Here is a 17,017-nt window from a genome sequence, read left to right on the forward strand (position 1 = left end):
CCCTGATCCCCCCCTCGAACGGCTCCCCATGAAACGCGCCCACCTCTTCGAATTCAACGACCTGCCGTGGCTGCCTTCACCGCTGCGCAAGACGATCATGGAGTTCCTGCACCACATGTCCGTGCGGCTGCGGATGTATGACAACGGCTTCGACGCCCTCGCCCGGCTGATGGAGCAGCGGGGCCTCACGTCCATCCAGGCGCTGTGCGCGGGGGACGGGGGGCTGATGCTGGCCCTGTCCCGGCACCTGGGACGCGAGGACGTCCGCATCCAGCTGTCGGACAAGTACCCGTCCCTGGAGCGGTTCGCCGAAATCGAGCGCGAGAGCGCGGGCCGCGTGAGCCATGTCCAGGGGTCCGTGGACGTGCTGGACGTCCCCGAGCAGATGTCGGGCCTGCGCCTCATCGTCAACGCCGTGCACCACTTCCAGCCCGCCACGGTGCGGGGAATCCTGGCGGACGCGGTGGCCAAGCAGCAGCCCATCGTGTTCCTGGATCCCGTCCAGCGGGACCTGGTGTCCGTGCTGCGCTTCACCGCCGCGACGCCGTTCATCAGCCTCTGGTTGAGCCTGGGCGGCATCCGCCCCTTGAACCTGCGCCGCGTGCTGCTGGGCGTCGTGGCCCCCCTGGGCTCGCTGTGCTTCCTCTTCGACGGCGTGGTTTCGCACCTGCGCGCCTACCACCTCGAGGAGTGGGAGGCGCTCGTCCAGCAGGTCGAAGGACACGAGGGCTACGACTGGGACCTGCGGGTGCTGCCGGGCTTCCTGGGCGCGCGCGTCTCCTTCCTGGCCGGCGTGCCGAAGGCGCGGGCCGCGGGGAGGGCGTCGTGAGCACCGCGGAGGTGTTGATCGCGGGCGCCGGCCCGGTGGGGCTCTGCCTCGCGTTGGCGCTCGATCAGCAGGGCGTCCGGGTGCGCCTCATCGACAAGGAGCCCTCGTTCTCCGGCGAGTCCAAGGCCGTGACGATCCAGCCCCGGACCCTGGAGATATTCCAGATGCTGGGCGTCTCGGACCGGCTCATGAAGGACGGGGTGGTCAACCCCGTCATGAACATGCACGTCGGACGCAAGCGCGTCACCGTGCTGCGCTACGACCGGCTGGAGACCGCCTTCGCCTTCTACCTGCACCTGCACCAGGGGCAGACGGAGCGGGTGCTGGTCCAGGCGCTGGGCGAGCGCGGCATCACCGTGGAGCGCTCCACCGCGCTGGAAGGATTCGAGCAGGACGCGGCGGGAGTGACGGCCCGGCTGGTGCGGGCCGGGGGCGAGCGGGAGGAGGTCCGGGTGCCGTTCCTGGTGGGCTGCGACGGCGGCCACAGCCAGGTCCGCGCCGTGCTCGACCTGGGGTTCAAGGGCGCTCGGTATGACGACAACTGGATCATGACGGACGTGCGCATCCCCAACATGTCGCTCGCCCGCGACGAGCGCCACGGCTTCATCCTGGACCGGTTCCCCTTCGTGGTGCTGAACCTGGGCAACGACTCCTACCGGCTCATCGCCGCGCGGCCCCCTGGGTCTCCGCTCACGGGACAGGTGCCCACGCTGGAGGAGTTCCGCGAGATCATGACGCCGCTGGGCCTGGGCCACTGGAAGCTGGAGGATCCCCTGTGGCTCACCCACTACAACCCGAGCCAGCGCCTGGTGTCCCAGTACCGGGTGGGGCGCGTGTTCGTGGCGGGGGACGCGGCCCACGTGAACACCCCCATCGCCGCGCAGGGCCTCAACACGGGGGCGCTGGACGCCGTCAACCTGGCCTGGAAGCTGCGGCTCGCGGTCCGGGGCAAGGCGAGCACGGCCCTGCTCGACAGCTACCACGCGGAGCGCCACGCCGCCGCCGTGACGATGTTCGCGCAGAACGACCGGCTCACCCTGCTCGTCTTCGGCGCGAACCCGATCCTGCGCTTCCTGGGGCGCAAGCAGCTGCAGCTGCTCAACGTGCCCGCGCTGAACCTGAAGAACGTCATGGGGACCTCGCAGCTGGACCTGCACTACCGCCGCAGCCCCGTGGTGCAGACGGCGATGGATCCGTCCGGCACCCGCGCGTCCCTCGCCGCGTTCGAGTGGGGCCGGGCCCGGCCTGGGGATCGCGCGCCGCACTGCGTGTTGGACGCGGAGAAGCGCACCGCGATGTACGAGGTGCTCCGGGCGACCCACCACACGCTCTTCATCCTGGGCGGAGCGAAGCCCGACGCGGCGCGGATGCGGGCCGTGGCCGCGCACGCCCGGGAGAAGCACGGCGAATGGCTCATCCCCCACTTCGTGTTCCACGGGCAGATCCCGCCGGGCTTCGACGCCGGAGGAACGGGCGCCGTGTGGCGTGACGCGGACGGGAAGGTCCACCAGGCCCTGGGCGCGAAGGGCGCGGGCTGCGTGTTGATCCGCCCCGACGCCCACGTCGCCGCGCGCTTCCCGCTGGACGCGCCCGCGGGGCTGGACGCCTACTTCAACGCGCTCCTGACCTGAGCGCACCCCCGGCGGGGGGACGCGGCTCAGGTCCCCCCGCGCATCACCTGGAAGCGCTCCTCCAGCCACGCGGCCGTGGCCTCCATGAGCTTCACGCCCATCTCATCCACGTGCCGGTCGCGCCACGAGGCCAGGGGAGTCCCACGAACCCACTGGTTGAACGCGCCCATCGCCGGCCCGCAGTGGACCTGGTAGTCGGTGCGCTGCTCGCGGCTCCCGCGCAGGGCCAGGCGCGAGGTGTGGACGAAGTACCAGCGGAACACGAGCGCCATCTTCTTCCGGGGGGTGCGCTCCGCGAGCGCCACCACCTCGGGATCGACGCGCAGGTAGTGCTGACGCGTCTCCTCCCAGATCTCGTCGAAGCCGCGGCGGAAGACCTTCTCCTGGAGCTGCTTGCGGGTCTCCGCGTCCAGGGCCTCCAGGGACGGGTGGTGTTGATAGAGCGCGTAGAGGCGGTTGGCCCGGGCCGGGAAGAAGAGCCCCTTGCGCACCACCTGGATCTTCGCGCCGAGCTCGAACATGTCCCCCGCGGGCGCGCACGTCACGTCCTGCACGTCGAGCGTCTCCAGCAGGTCCTTCACGGGCTCACTGGTCCCCGCCTCCACCGTGCACTGGTTGATGGACCCCGTCACGATGAAGTCCGCGCCCATCAGGAAGGCCGCGCCCGCCGCCTGGGGCGTCCCGATTCCCCCGGCCGCGCCCAGGCGGATGCGGACCGGATAGCGGTGCTCGGCCACCATCCGGTCGCGCAGCAGGCTCATCGCGGGGAACAGGGCGCTGGCGACGCCCTGGTCCGTGTGTCCTCCGGAGTCCGCCTCCACGCAGACGTCCTCGGCCATGGGCAGCTCCCGCGCGAGCAGGGCTTCTTCCCGGGTGAGCTGGCCCGCGCGCACGAGCCCGTCGAGGAGCCCCTGTGGAGGCGGGCACATGAAGGCCTCCGCGACCTCCGGCCGGGACACCTTGGCGATGAGGCGGTTCGGGGCCTCGGCCCGGCCGTCCTCGCGCCGCCGCGCGCCCGTCATGCGGAAGCGGACCAGGGCCGGGGTCAACTGCAGGAAGGCGGACGCCTCGACGTCGCGCACGCCCCTGCGCAGGAACAGGTCGACCAGCCCCGCCTCGCGCTCGGGGCGCTCGGGGCTGTGCAGCAGGTTCATGCCGTAGGCCTCGCCCGGGCGCAGCGCGGCCTGGATGGCCAGCAGCTCCTCTTCGACGCGCGCCAGCGGGACGCCGCCGGTGCCGAAGAACCCCAGCAACCCCGCGCGTCCCATCCGCACCACCAGCTCCCGCGAGGAGATGCCCTTGTACATGGAGCCCGCCACGTAGGAGAGGCGCACGCCATGGGCGTCACGGAAGGCCTTGCTGCCCAGGGTCTCGGCGCGCATCCCCGAGACGACGGCGGGCGCGGGCGCAACGGCGGCGGGCGCGACGCTGGGGGTCGCCTGACGAATCTGGCTGATGAGGCCCGTGAGGACCCTGCCGTGCCCCACCTCCACGAACTCCTGCTCCCCCTGGGCAAGAAGGGCGCGCACGCTCTGCGTCCACCGCACCGGCGAGTCGATCTGCCGGGCCAGCAGCTCCGCCACCCGCGCGTCCTCGTAGGGACGGGCCTCCACGTTGGAGATGACCGGGAAGCGCAGCGGCGCGAAGGAGAACTCCCGCAGGAAGGCCGCGAAGGCGTCGCGCGCGGGGCGCATGTAGCGCGAATGGAACGCGGCGCTCACCTTGAGCAGGATGACGTTGCCCCCGGCCGCGCGCAGCTCCGGCGCCACCCGCTCCAGATCCTCGCGCGGTCCAGAGAGCACCTGCTGGCTGGGCGTGTTGTCATTGGCCAGGTCCAGGGTGCGCACCCCCAGCCGCTCCAGCACCTCGACGATGCGCTCCACGGACAGCCCCACCACCGCGGCCATGCCACCGCCGGTCGCCTGGGCCATCAACTCCCCGCGCTTGCGGACCAGGAGGACGCCGGTCGCGAAGTCGAAGGCCCCCGCCGCGAACAGCGCGTTGTACTCACCCAGGCTGTGCCCCAGGGCGTGCTCAGGATCCCGCCCATGGCGCTCTCGCATCTCCAGACATGCAAGAGCATTCAGAACGAACAGCGCGGGCTGGGTGTATCGCGTCTCATCCAGGCGCGAGTCCTGGCACACCTCCGCCAGCCGATACCCCAGCAGGGCGTCCGCCTGGGCCACCCACTCCGGATGTCTCGCGATCAGCTCCGCCCCCATCCCCCGCTTCTGCGAACCCTGCCCCGGAAACACGAACGCCGTCATGTGCCACACCCGTTTTCTTCACGAACCCCGGAATCCACGCTGGCCTTCACCCCAACTGGAGGCGGCCCACGGCGACACATCCAGGGCTCTGTTTCACGCGGCTCCTGAGCTACCATAATCACGGTCGTGAGCCCATCCCGGGCGTTGTCCACGCTCAGTGCCCGCAGTCCATCAAAGGAAAACACCCCATGAGCCAAGACGCGAAGCTGCATGTCAACATCCTGAGCCCGGAGTTCAACATCAACCCCTACCCATACTACAAGCAACTGCGCGAGCAGGAGCCTGTGTATTGGAGCGAGGAGACGCGACACTGGCTGCTCACCCGGTATGAAGACGTCCAGACCGCGCTGAAGGACACGACCCGCTTCTCCAGCCAGAGCAGCGAGACCTTCGTCGTGAACGATGAGTTCATGAAACATCTGCGGCCCATCATCACCCACTTCTCGATGTGGGCCGTGATGAAGGACAACCCCGAACACAAGCGGCTGCGCGGCCTCATCAACCAGGCCTTCCGCCCCGACAACGTCAAGGACATCCACCAGCGCGCCCAGCAGACCGCGAACTGGCTGATCGATCAGGTGTACGACAAGGGGGAGATGGACTTCGTCAATGACTACGCCTACGCGCTGCCCGCGATGCTCTTCTCGGTGGAGATCCTGGGCATGAACCGGGAGGACCTGCCCACGTTCAAGGCGTGGAGCGTGGACCTGGCGCGGGCGACGGGCCGCATCGACAACCTGGACGTCATGCTGAAGGGCCAGGATGCGCTGCTGAAGATGACCGACTACATCACGCGCGCCATCAATGACCGCCTCGAGCGCCCGCGCGAGGACTTCATCTCCTACCTGATCAAGGCGTGGCGCGAGGACAACAAGCTCACGCTGGAGGAGGTGGTGGCCCAGATGGTGCTGCTGCTGGCGGGCGGCCACACCACCACGCAGAACGTCCTCAGCACGGGCCTGCTCGCGATGTTCAAGCACCCCGAGCAGTTGGAGCGGATGAAGCAGAACCCGCAAATCAACCGGGCCGCGGGCGAGGAGCTCTACCGCTTCACCTCCCCCGCGCAGGCGCCCACCCGCATCGCGGCGTGTGACTTCGAGCTGGGTGGCAAGCAGATCAAGAAGGGCCAGGGCATCATGCCCATGGTGGCCGCGGCCAACCGCGACCCCGCCTACTTCGACCGGCCGGACGAGTTGGAGCTCACGCGAGAGAAGAACCCGCACCTGGGCTTCGGCACGGGCATCCACGTCTGCCCGGGCGCCTTCCTCGCGCGCGCGGAGATCCCCGTCGGCTTCGAGACGCTCTTCAAGCGCATCCCCAATGTGCGCCCCAAGAGCGACAACGAGAACTGGAACATGAACCTCAGCTTCCGGGGCCTGTCCACGTTCCCCCTGGTCTGGAGCTGAGGTTCTGTTGTCCGCCTCCCCTGGCGTCAGCCCGTCGCGCCGAAGTCCAGCGCGACGAGCTTCCGCCGGGAGGGAGGCTCCGCGCGCGCGGCGTCAGGGATTGACGCCGCGCGGCCGGACGGAGCCTCCAGCCAGTAACGCTGGCGCGTGAAGACCACGGGAGGCAGGGGCGCGCGCGTGGGCTGCTGCTCAGCGGGCGCCTCGCTCACGAGCGCGTGCGCGTTGGTCCCGCCAAAGCCAAACGCGCTGAGTCCCGCGCGGCGCACCCCGAAGCGCGGCTCCCACGGCCGGAGCGTGGTGTTGGGGAAGAGCGGCGAGGACTCGAAGTGGAAGCGCGGGTTGGGCGTCTCGCAGTGAAGCGTGGGGGGCAGCTCGCGGTGCATCAGGGAGAGCACCACCTTGATGAAGCCCGCGACCCCCGCGGCGCTCAGCAGGTGCCCGAAGTTGCTCTTGACGGTGCCCACCGCGCACGAGCCCGGAGGAGCGCCCGCCGGCGCGAGCACCTCCGTGAGCGCCTTCAGCTCGATGGGATCTCCGAGCATGGTCCCGGTGCCATGGGCCTCCACGTAGCCGAGCGTCCGGGGATCGACGCGGCCCTGGCGCAGGGCCTCCTCGATGACGGCGCGCTGCCCCGCGGGGTTGGGGGTGGTGACGCCCATGGTGTGCCCGTCATTGTTGACGGCCGTCGCGTCGATGACGGCGTAGACGCGGTCCCCATCCGCCAGGGCCTTGCGCAGCGGCTTGAGCAGGACGGCCCCCGCGCCCTCGCCGGGGACGAAGCCGTCCGCGCGCTCGTCGAAGGTCTTGCACCGGCCATCGCGTGACAGCGCGCGGCTCTCACTGAGCGTCAGGTAGACGGCCTCGTCGAGCAGGATGTCCACGCCCCCGGCCATCGCCAGCTCGGACTCCCCCGAGCGCAGGCTCTGGCAGGCCAGGTGGATGGCGACGAGCGAGGACGAGCACGCGGTGTCCACGACCAGGGCCGGCCCCTTGAAGTCGAGGAAGTGGGACACGTGCGCGGCGATGAAGTTCTGCCCCGAGCCGATGACGCCATTGCGCGTGGGCTCCGGCATGCGCGCGGCATAGCCGCTCATCCGCGAGCCGACGAACACCCCCACGCGCCTCCCCGCCACCTCGTGCGAGGCATGGCCCGCGTGCCGGAGGCACTGGACGCTGACCTCCAGGAACTGGCGCATCAACGGGTCGATGCAGGGGGCATCCGCCCGGGAGATCTGGAAAAAGTCCGGATCGAACAGCTCGATTCCCTCGATGAAGCCGCCCCAGCGGCTGATGCTCCGTCCAGGCTGATGGGTGGAGGAATGGAAGTCCGCGATCCGCCAGCGGGACTCGGGCACCTCCGTGATGAGGTCGCGCCCCTCCCGCAGCACGCGCCAGTACGCCTCCAGATCGGGCGAGCCGGGGAAGTGACAGGCCATGCCAATCACCGCGATGGGCTCCTCGTTTCCGGGAGCTGTCACGGGCAGGGGCACGGGAGCGGCCTTCACCGGAGGAGGAGGCGCCTGCCCTGGAGCGCGCTCGACACGCCGGGGCTCCAGGGGTCGCGCCACGGGAGGCATGGCCCGCTCATGGGCCGCCAACACGGCCTCGGGGTACGCCTCCACGAGCTGGCTCGTGAGCGCCGTCAGCGTCCGGTGCAGCAGGGGGAGTGACGGATCGAGCTTCACACCCAGCCACTCATCCAGATGCGTCACCACTTCGATGACGAGAATCGAGTCCAGCCCCAGGGTCTCGAAGTCCGCGTCGGGGTTGAGCTGCTCCGGGGACAGCTGGAGCTCCCGTGCGAACACCTGGCGGAGCCACCCCACGGTGAAGGCGCGGAGCTCCGCATCCGTGGCTCTGGGGGGAGCGGACGCGGGCGCCAGGACCGGCGGGTCGGGCACCACCGGCGTTGAAGGTTCGACGGGCGCGGGCAGCTCGACCCACGGGCTCGGGCGCGAAAGGTCGCGGACGGGAAGCGGCCGGTTCCGCGTCCGCAGCAGGGCGTCGGGAGCGAAGCGGCTCGGGTCGACCACGGCGGGCAGGAGCACGGCCCGCCCGGAGGCCATCGCCGCATCCAGCAGCGCCAGGCCGTCCGGGGTGGAGTGCGCCATCAGGCCGAGGGACTGATACGCCGGGCTCTTCACCTCGCCCATGCCGACGTCCCTCCAGTTGGGCCAGACGACGGACTGGTGGGAGACACGGCCCGTGGCGCGCCGGTGCTCGACCCACAGGTTCATGAACGCGTTGGCGGCCGAGTAGTCCAGGAGGCCGACGGCCAGCGACGGCACCTGGGCCGAGACCGAGGAGAACACGACGAAGAATTCGAGCGCATCCGCGGCGAGCGCGCGCTCCAGCGTGAGCAGGCCTTCGACCTTGGGCTCGAGCACCTTGAGCCACTGCCCCAGCGGCTTGCTGGTGAAGGCGGGCGGAGTGAAGAAGACCGCTCCGGCGGAGTGGATGCAGCCCGCGATGGGGCCGAGGGACGCGCGGACCTCGGAGAAGAGCGCATCCAACGCGGCGGAGTCCGTCAACGCACCGCAGTGGACGCGCAGACGCACCCCACGGGACTCCAGGGCCCGCAGGGACGCCAGTCGTTCCCGCAGGGCCGGTGCGCATCCCGGGTCGGCCAGGAGCGAGGGCCACTGCCCCTGGGGCGGCAGCGGCTGCACGCCCATGAGGACCAGCCGCCGGGCGCCCCGAGCCACCAGGTGGTGAGCGACCTCCAGGCCAATGCCACGCACCCCGCCCGTAATGACATACACCTTGTCGGCGGACATGCGCGGCACGGGAGCGGGCGAGACGAGCAGCGGTTGCATCTGGGGGACGTAACGGCGGCCCCTCCGGTGGATGACTTCGCCACCGGAGTCCCGGTCGCCGTGCTCCTGACGGAGCAACGCCTCCAGTTCGCTGGCGTCAGCCGGGACGCGCTCCAGGTCCACGGTGCGGGCATGCAGGCCCGCGAACTCCGCGCCGAGCTTGCCCGCCAGCGCCGCCATCACGCCACCGCCGAGCTCCAGCGGACCGGTGCTCATGAACGTGCGCAGGCCGCGGGTGAAGTGCAGCAGCGCGAAGGTCTCCGTCCGGCCGCGCTTCAAGAGCGTCTGCAAGAGGCCGATCCGGCCGAACGTCTCCATCCGCTCCGGCGCGTCCTCCGCGCCCCCTCGCGGCGCGGTCCGGAGGTCGGAGAGGTCGAGGATCCCCGCCAGCGGCCCGCGGCGGGCGTTCAGCTCCTCCCCCAGCCGGACACCGGCCTCATGGCGATCAAAGTCGAGCAGTGCATCGACACCCGGGGTCGAGCTCCCGCAGTTCGCGATGAGGAACATGCGGGTGTTCCGAAGGGACGCGAGCGCCTGCCGTGCCAGGGCGATCGTCTCGTCGTTGACCAGCACGACGAGGGTGCCCTCCAGGTCCAGCGCCTCCGCGCTCCCCTGCTCCTCCACGACACGCCACCCCTTCTCCAGCAGGAGCGCGTTCTCGGGGAGCATCGTCACCTCGGGCACCTCCCCGGTGCTCACCGGAGGAGCGGCCTCCGGGACGGGAGCCTGGAGCCAGCAGCGCTCACGGGCGAAGGGATGGGAAGGCAGCGGGACGCACCGGTAGACGCCTTCCGGAAACAGGGCGGGCTGATCCAGGTCCACGCCCAGCACGTACAGCTCGGCCGAGGCCTGGAGCGTGTCGCGCCAGACGGTGGCCGGCGCCTCCAGGTCGAGGCTCCGGAGCAGGCGCCCGTTCACTTCGCGCAGGAGGCCCCGGGAGGACGCGGAGATCCCTCCCGGACCGGCGTGCCCCCGTGGCGCAGCGGGCGTGTCGCGCAACGGTGTCAGGAGGACGATCAGCTCCTTGAGGTCCGCGGCGACGAAAGCCGCGCGCTGCTCCAGTGCTCCCCGCCCGCGCGCCAGGGTGAAGGCGACGTCTCCTGGATGAGGGGCTTCGCCGTCCGACAGCGAGCGCTCCAGACTCTCGATGAGGTTCGCGGCGATCCGGCCCAGCGCCTCATGGGTCCGCGCGGACAGGACGAACAGGTATGCAGGGCGCTCGGGCGCGGCCGCACGGGGCATGGGAGGAGGTGCCTCCTCCAGCACGAGGTGGCAGTCGGTGCCGCTCGAGCTGAAGGCGCTGATGGCGGCCCGGCGCGGCGCCCCCTCGGCCCCCACCCATGGAGAGGGCTTCGTGTCGGCCCGGAAGGGCGTCTGCTCAACCCTCTCCGCGCGCGAGTGGAGCGAAGGAGGAAGCTCCTGGTGCTCGAAGGCGAGGAGGATCTTGAACAACCCCGCCATGCCCGAGGCCGCGCTGGCATGGCCCACGTTGCCCTCGACCGACCCAATGGCGCAGGAGCCGGTGCGAGCCGTGCGCGCCTGGAAGACCCGCGTGAGGGCCTCCAGCTCCACGTCATCCGGGCGGCGGGCGCCGCTGCCGTGCGCCTCCACGTAGGAGATCGTCTCCGGTTCAATGCCGGCCTGCTGGTGGACCGCGCGGATGAGGTCGGCGCGGCACCGCGCGTCGTCGGAAGCCGGCGCGCCCGGAAGCCGCCCGACCTGAACGCTCTCACAGCCTCGGATGACGCCGAGGACGCGGTCCCCGTCGGCGAGGGCCCGGCCCAAGGGCTTGAGGACCACCACGCCCACGCCCTCGGCGGGGACGAACCCGCCTCCGTGTTCCATGGCGTGGATCGCCGCGAGGTGCATGCGAACGGTGGACATGACGAAGACGCCACCCGCCAGGGCCCACTCCAGGGAGCCCGTCCACAATTGCTGGCAGGCCAGCTGGATGGCGACGAGCGACGATGCGCAGGCCGCGTCCACCACGAGGCCCGGCCCCTGGATGCCCAGCAGCCGGGACACCCGGGCCAGGAGCCGCGAAGCATCATTCTCGGGGAGCCCGGCCGGGTAGTCCGAAGGCCGGATCCCCATGAACACGCCAGCCCTGCGTCCCTCTCCCAAGCGAGGCAGACCCGCCGCCTCCAGGGCCATCCAGCAGTGCTCCAGCACGAGGCGCTGCTGGGGATCCATCCGCGCCGCGTCCCCAGGGGACAGTCCGAAGAACGCGGGCTCGAAACCCTCGACCTCGTCGAGGAACCCGCCGCGAAGCCCCGAAGTGCTGCCGGTCGAGGCCTCCAGCGCCCAGCGGTCCAGGGGCGCTCCGGACACCGAGTCCACCCCCTGACGCAGGTTCTCCCACATCTGCTCCAGGGTCCTGGCCCCCGGAAAGCGCCCTGACATGCCGACGACGGCAATCGGGTTGCGGGGGGCCCCGTTTATTTCATGCGGCGTGCTGTCGGCGTCACCCACTGGGAATCCCCGTTTCGTGAAATTATCCAAGGGGATTGTATCCAGCGATTCTAACGCGGAACAACAAGCGAGCGGCCCGAGCGCATCAGGCGGGGGCCCGCTGAACCTGTGACGACATGCAGCCTGCGGCCAGACGACGCGAAGCTGTTCGCCTTCACCGAATCAATCCTGGGGCTTCCGAGCACCGAGAACTGATCATGAACATTCAACGATGGGGCCTGGTGCTTCTCCTGGGATGGACGCAGTTGGCCTGGAGCGCGCCGGACAAGGTGGATGCGTTCCTGCGCGCGGAGATGGCTCGCAATCACATCCCTGGCGCCGCCGTCGCGGTGGTCCGTGATGGCAAGGTCATCAAGCTCGCGGCCTACGGCACGGCGAACCTGGAATGGAAGGCCCCCGCGAGCACCCGCACGGCGTTCCAGATTGCCTCCGGTACCAAGATGTTCACGGCGGTGTTGCTGATGGACTTCGTGGGCCAGGGCAAGCTCAAGCTCGATGCCCGCGTCTGCCAATACATCCCCGACTGTCCTCCCGCCTGGAAGGACATCACCCTGCTCCACCTTGCCAGTCACACGTCTGGCCTTCGGCCTGGCCCCGTGGACGCGGACAACGCCAGCGTCACGGTCGCGATCGATGCGGCCAAGAAGGCCCCACTTGCTTCAGCCCCGGGCGAGAAGAACGCCTACGGGTCGGATGACTTCGTCCTCCTCACCCATGTCCTGGAGAAGGCCGGCGGCGCCCCCTACGAGCAGCTCCTGCGCGACCGCATCTTCACTCCCCTGGGCATGACGAACAGCGGCTTCGACCATGCCACCCTCACCGAGGCACATGTCGTCCTGACCAGCGACGTCGTCACGGAACGCGCGGCGACCTATCAATGGCGCACGGGCCATCAGCAGCAATACTGGTTCATGTATCCGCGCTACACGCTGTCAGCCGGCGGCCTGTTCTCCTCCGTGACGGACATGTCCCGGTTCGCGGCCGCGCTCATGGGCGACAAGCTCCTGAACGCGGACCTTCGCTCCGCCATGTGGACGCCGCCCACGCTCAATGACGGCAAGCCCAGCAGCTTCGCGGTGGGATGGACCGTGGGCCAGTACCGGGGACGCCACGAGGTCGCTCACAGCGGCGGGCCCGCGCTCTCCGACACCGTCATCTACCCAGCCGACAAACTGGCCGTGGTGGTGCTCACCAACCAGCGGCGTCTGAGTCCCTCGCTCGCGCACGGCGTGGCCAAGCTCTTCCTGTCCCCTCCTCCCTTCCTGAACGAGCCCGGCATCACCGACGCCGCTCCCGAGCGGACGGTGGCCTTGAAGGCCCTGCTGCCCGCACTGCTCGCGGGCAACGCGGACGCCCGCCACTTCACCGGCACCGCGAAGGACTCGCTCGCGGACCTGAACGAGTGGCTGCCCATCGCGCTCGGCGGTCTGCCTCCGATGAGCCGCCTGATCCTCCTGGAGGACTCCGCGGATCATCTGTCGCGGACCTACCGCGCCATCCACGGAAAGGACCAGACGCTCCGCTGGGCTGTCCGCTTCGATGAAGCCGGGCGGATCTCCGAGGTGGAGCCTCGGGACGAGTGACGTCCTCGTCAGCTTCAGCCCGGCCTTGTGACATGAAATGCTACTCTGTCACGGATTCCCAACGATTGTTGACTTGCAAGCATTGAGGGACTATCGCTAGCACTCACCGTGCTACACACCCCCCTTATCGAACGAATTGCGGCCCTGCAGCTCGTCCTGAAGGAAACACCCACTGTGCGGCTGTCGTGGGAGGGACTGGATCTCCACGCAAAGCTGGAAGGCCAGAATCCCGTGGGCAGCCTCAAGGATCGGCCGGCGCTGTGGGTCCTCAAGCGCGCCGCCGAACGAGGGGAGCTGCACGAGGGCTCCACCATCGTGGAGTCGTCCTCCGGCAACTTCGCGTCGGCCCTGGCCACGTACTCGAAGCTGCTGGGGCTGAAGTTCATCCCGGTCATCGATCCGAACATCACGCCCGGTTACGAGTCCTTCCTGGAGCGCACGTGCGAGCAGGTGGTGAAGGTCACCGAGCGCGACGACATGGGCGGCTACCTGAAGACCCGCCTGAACAAGGTGCGGGAGCTCTGCGGCACCATCCAGGGCGCCTTCTGGCCCAACCAGTACGGCAACCCTGACGTCGTCGAGGCGCACTACTGGCTCACGGGCGAGGAGATCCGCCGGACGTTCCAGCGGCTCGACTACGTCTTCGTCGGGGTGAGCACGGGCGGCACCATCGCGGGCGTGTCCCGCCGGCTCAAGGAGGTGTTCCCCTCCATCCGCGTGGTCGCCGTGGACGCGCAGGGCTCCGTCATCTTTGGCGGGGCGGCCGGCAAGCGGTTCATCCCCGGCATCGGCGCCAGCGTGCGGCCTGAGCTGGTCAACCACGCGCTCATCGATGACGTGGTGTTGGTGCCGGAATACGAAACGGTGCAGTGCTGCCGGGAGCTGCTCCTGCAACACAACCTGCTGGTGGGCGGGTCCTCGGGTTCGTGCTTCGCGGCCGTCAAACGCTACCTGCCCCGCTTCCGCGAGCTGCCTGCGCCTCCCACCGTCCTGTTCATGTGCGCCGACCGCGGGACGGCCTACCTGGACACCATCTTCTCCCCCTCCTGGACCGCGCGCTTCTCCTGAGCCGCCGCGCCCCTGCTCGAGTCCACGAGCCCTCGAACACCCCATGACCTTCCCCTTCAACGTCATCACCGGAAAGACGATCCACTCCATCATCCAGGGCGCGACCCAGGAGTGCGTGGACCGCGTGCGGGACGCCTACCTCGCCCACGAGGAGAAGCAGAGCGTCAACCCGGACAGCTACTTCCTGCGCTTCCCGGAGAGGCCTCGCGACCGGATCATCGCGCTGCCGGCCTACCTGGGCGGCACCACCAACGTGTCCGGCATCAAGTGGATCGCCAGCTACCCGGACAACGTCGCGAAGGGCTTCCCTCGCGCCTCCGCGGTGCTCCTGCTCAACGACTACGAGACGGGCTACCCCTTCGCGTGCCTGGAGAGCTCCATCATCTCCGCGGCGCGGACCGCGGGCTCCGCGGTGCTGGCGGCGGAGTGGCTCAACGGCCGGAAGCGCCAGGTGCGCAGGCTGGGCATCGTGGGCAACGGCCTCATCGCCCGCTACATCTACACGTTCCTCATGGAGCTGGGCTGGGAGGTGGATGAAGTCCTCCTGCACGACCTGGTCCCCTCGGAGGCCGAGCGCTTCGCCCGGGAGTCGTGCCGGCCGGCGCGCCATGGCGTCATCCGCTGCGAGAAGGAGCTGGAGACCGTGGTGCGCTCCAGCGACCTGCTCGTCCTGGCGACGGTCGCAGGGGCGCCCTACATCCGTGACCCGGCCCTGCTGGCGCACAACCCCATCGTCCTCAACATCTCCCTGCGGGACCTGGCCCCCGAGCTGCTCCTGGCCTCGCACAACATCGTCGACGACGTCGAGCACGTCATGAAGGCCAACACGTCGCCCCACCTCGCGGAGCAGCTGAGCGGCGGACGGGGGTTCGTGACGGGCACGCTCGCGCAGCTCATCCTGGGCCGCTGCCAGGTGGACCGCGCAAAGCCCATCATCTTCTCGCCCTTCGGACTCGGCGTGCTGGACCTGGCGGTCGGCAAGTGGGTCTACGACGTCGCCGTCGCGCGTGACGAACACGTCGCCGTGAACGACTTCTTCTGGGAGCTCACCCGCTGACGTCCCATCGCGTGCGGAGGGGAAGGATCCTTCCGCTGCATCTGGGTCAGTGACACGCCGCAGAGGCCCTTCATGTTCTCCCTGCTGTCGCTCCTGCTGCATCGCTCCCGGACCTCGATGATCGTCATCGCGGTCACGGGCATCTTCTCCGGCCTTTGCAACAGCGCCCTGCTCGCGCTGATCAGCCATGCGCTGGGCACGGACCAGTCCACCCTGAAGACCCTGCTCGTGGGCTTCATCGCCCTGAGCGTGGGCGTGCTGGTGGGCAACACCGTGCCGGAGCTGCTGCTGGCGAAGGTGTCGCGCTCCATCACCGCGGAGCTGCGCCTCAAGCTGGGCCGCAGCATCCTCGTCGCGCCCTACCGGCGCCTGGAGCTCATTGGCAAGGGGCCCGTGCTCGCGGCGCTCTCCCAGGATGTGCAGGCCATCGTCAACATCGCCTCGAAGATCCCCGGGCTCATCGTCTGCACCACCATCGTGCTCGGCTGCCTGGGGTACATGGCGTGGTTGTCGCCCCGCGGGATGATGCTGGTCCTGCCCGCCATGACGCTGCTGGTGGTCTTCTATTACTTCGCGACCCGCAAGATGGTCCCCCTGTGGCGCGAGGAGCGCGACACCCAGGACGACCTGTTCCGCGAGCAGCAGCAGGTGCTGGACGGCATCAAGGAGCTCAAGCTCCACGAGCCGCGCCGGCGGGCGTTCATGGAGGAGGACTACGCGCCCGCCGTGGAGCGCACCCGGCTCAAGGGCATGCACGCGGCCATCAGCGTCGCGCTGATGGGCAGCTTCGTGCACTTCTTCACCTGGCTGGTGCTGGGCGTGATGCTCTTCGGCGTCTTCGCCCTCAGCGCGCACGACACCGACGCCACGCGCGGCTACGTGCTGTCGCTGATGTACATGTGGGGGCCGTTCCGAGGGCTGCTGGAGGACGTGGGCCGCTGGCCCCAGGTGAGCATCGCGCTTGACAAGCTCCAGCAGCTGGAGCTTTCGCTCACCGAGTCGCTCACCGAGGAGCCCTCCGCCCCTGCCGCGCTGGCCCTGCCCGCCGACGGGCGGCAGGAGGTGGTCGTCGAGTCGGCGACGTACGCGTTCAGCGACGCGGGCGAGGAGGCCGCCTTCCGCGTGGGCCCCATCGACCTGGCGCTGCGCTCCGGGGAGCTGGTGTTCGTGGTGGGTGGCAACGGCAGCGGCAAGACGACGATGGCCAGGCTGCTCACCGGGCTCTACACGCCCAGGTCCGGGCAGCTGCTCTGGAACGGGGTCCCGGTGACGGACCAGAACCGGGACGCGTACCGCAACACGTTCTCCGCCATCTTCACCGACTTCCACCTCTTCGAGAACCTGCGCGGCGTGGACCTCGCCCCGCTCCAGGGACGCGTGCAGGAGTACCTGCGGCTGTTCGAGCTGGACACGAAGCTCCAGGTCGTCAACGGGCGGTTCTCCACGACGAGCCTGTCCACCGGCCAGCGCAAGCGCCTGGCGATGGTCGTCGCGCTCCTGGAGGACAAGCCGTTCTACCTGTTCGATGAATGGGCGGCGGACCAGGACCCCGAGTTCCGCGAGGTCTTCTACCGCCGGCTGCTTCCGGAGCTGGCCGCGCGGGGCAAGGGCGTGCTCGTCATCACGCACGACGACCGCTACTTCCACCTCGCGCACCGGGTCATCAAGCTGGAGCTGGGCAAGACCGTCGCGGCGGCGCCCGCTTCGGCGGCGTGAGCCCTTCGCATGCGCCCCACCCTCCTCCCCGGCCGTTGGAGATGCCTGGGATTGAAGCCGTGGACGTGGCGCTGCCCACCCTGCCCTCCGAGGGCGCGGTGAACACGACGCTGACGGTGGTCGCCCTGTCGCCGCGGGTGGCCAAGAGCATCGCCGCCCGGGTTTCACCCCA

The 17,017-nt window shown here is 69.5% G+C and carries 9 protein-coding genes; 7 read left to right on the top strand and 2 right to left on the bottom strand.

Features of this window, described 5'->3' with window-relative positions; all coding sequences use genetic code 11:
- Positions 1-28: 28 nt before the first annotated feature.
- The gene (locus D7Y15_RS44560; RefSeq protein WP_158626903.1) at positions 29-829 is read left to right on the top strand and encodes a hypothetical protein; all 801 of its coding nucleotides are present in this window, start codon (positions 29-31) and stop codon (positions 827-829) included.
- On the top strand, positions 826-2,460 hold the full coding sequence (locus D7Y15_RS00680; RefSeq protein WP_158628974.1) for an FAD-dependent monooxygenase: 1,635 nt from the start codon (positions 826-828) through the stop codon (positions 2,458-2,460). Before D7Y15_RS44560 ends, D7Y15_RS00680 begins: the two co-directional genes overlap by 4 nt.
- A 26-nt stretch (positions 2,461-2,486) precedes the next feature.
- Here the strand turns inward: D7Y15_RS00680 and fabD are convergent, their stop codons facing one another.
- Positions 2,487-4,727 carry an ACP S-malonyltransferase gene (gene fabD / locus D7Y15_RS00685; RefSeq protein WP_121751382.1) on the bottom strand — a complete coding sequence of 747 codons (2,241 nt, stop codon included), beginning with the start codon at positions 4,725-4,727 and terminating at the stop codon, positions 2,487-2,489.
- Between the two features lie 188 nt (positions 4,728-4,915).
- Here fabD and D7Y15_RS00690 point away from each other — a divergent pair, with 188 nt between their 5' ends.
- Positions 4,916-6,133 carry a cytochrome P450 gene (locus tag D7Y15_RS00690; protein WP_121751383.1) on the top strand — a complete coding sequence of 406 codons (1,218 nt, stop codon included), beginning with the start codon at positions 4,916-4,918 and terminating at the stop codon, positions 6,131-6,133.
- Positions 6,134-6,159: 26 nt separating this feature from the next.
- On the opposite strand, the gene D7Y15_RS00695 is transcribed toward D7Y15_RS00690, so the two are convergent.
- Positions 6,160-11,421, bottom strand: coding sequence for a type I polyketide synthase (locus D7Y15_RS00695; RefSeq protein WP_255430318.1), 5,262 nt, complete (start codon positions 11,419-11,421; stop codon positions 6,160-6,162).
- Positions 11,422-11,618: 197 nt separating this feature from the next.
- Between D7Y15_RS00695 and D7Y15_RS00700 the strand changes: the two genes are divergently transcribed.
- The 4 genes from D7Y15_RS00700 to D7Y15_RS00715 all read left to right on the top strand — a co-directional run bounded on the left by D7Y15_RS00700 (position 11,619) and on the right by D7Y15_RS00715 (position 16,845).
- The gene (locus D7Y15_RS00700; protein WP_158628975.1) at positions 11,619-13,004 is read left to right on the top strand and encodes a serine hydrolase; all 1,386 of its coding nucleotides are present in this window, start codon (positions 11,619-11,621) and stop codon (positions 13,002-13,004) included.
- A gap of 108 nt (positions 13,005-13,112) precedes the next feature.
- The gene (gene sbnA, locus D7Y15_RS00705) at positions 13,113-14,072 is read left to right on the top strand and encodes a 2,3-diaminopropionate biosynthesis protein SbnA (protein ID WP_199745865.1); all 960 of its coding nucleotides are present in this window, start codon (positions 13,113-13,115) and stop codon (positions 14,070-14,072) included.
- 43 nt (positions 14,073-14,115) lie between these two features.
- A complete protein-coding gene (gene sbnB / locus D7Y15_RS00710; protein WP_121751387.1) occupies positions 14,116-15,129 on the top strand; it encodes a 2,3-diaminopropionate biosynthesis protein SbnB in 1,014 nt (337 codons plus the stop codon).
- Positions 15,130-15,201: 72 nt separating this feature from the next.
- Positions 15,202-16,845, top strand: coding sequence for a cyclic peptide export ABC transporter (locus tag D7Y15_RS00715; protein ID WP_121751388.1), 1,644 nt, complete (start codon positions 15,202-15,204; stop codon positions 16,843-16,845).
- Positions 16,846-17,017: the final 172 nt, after the last annotated feature.

Source organism: Corallococcus sp. AB030 (assembly GCF_003668965.1).
Taxonomy (GTDB): Bacteria; Myxococcota; Myxococcia; order Myxococcales; family Myxococcaceae; genus Corallococcus; species Corallococcus exiguus.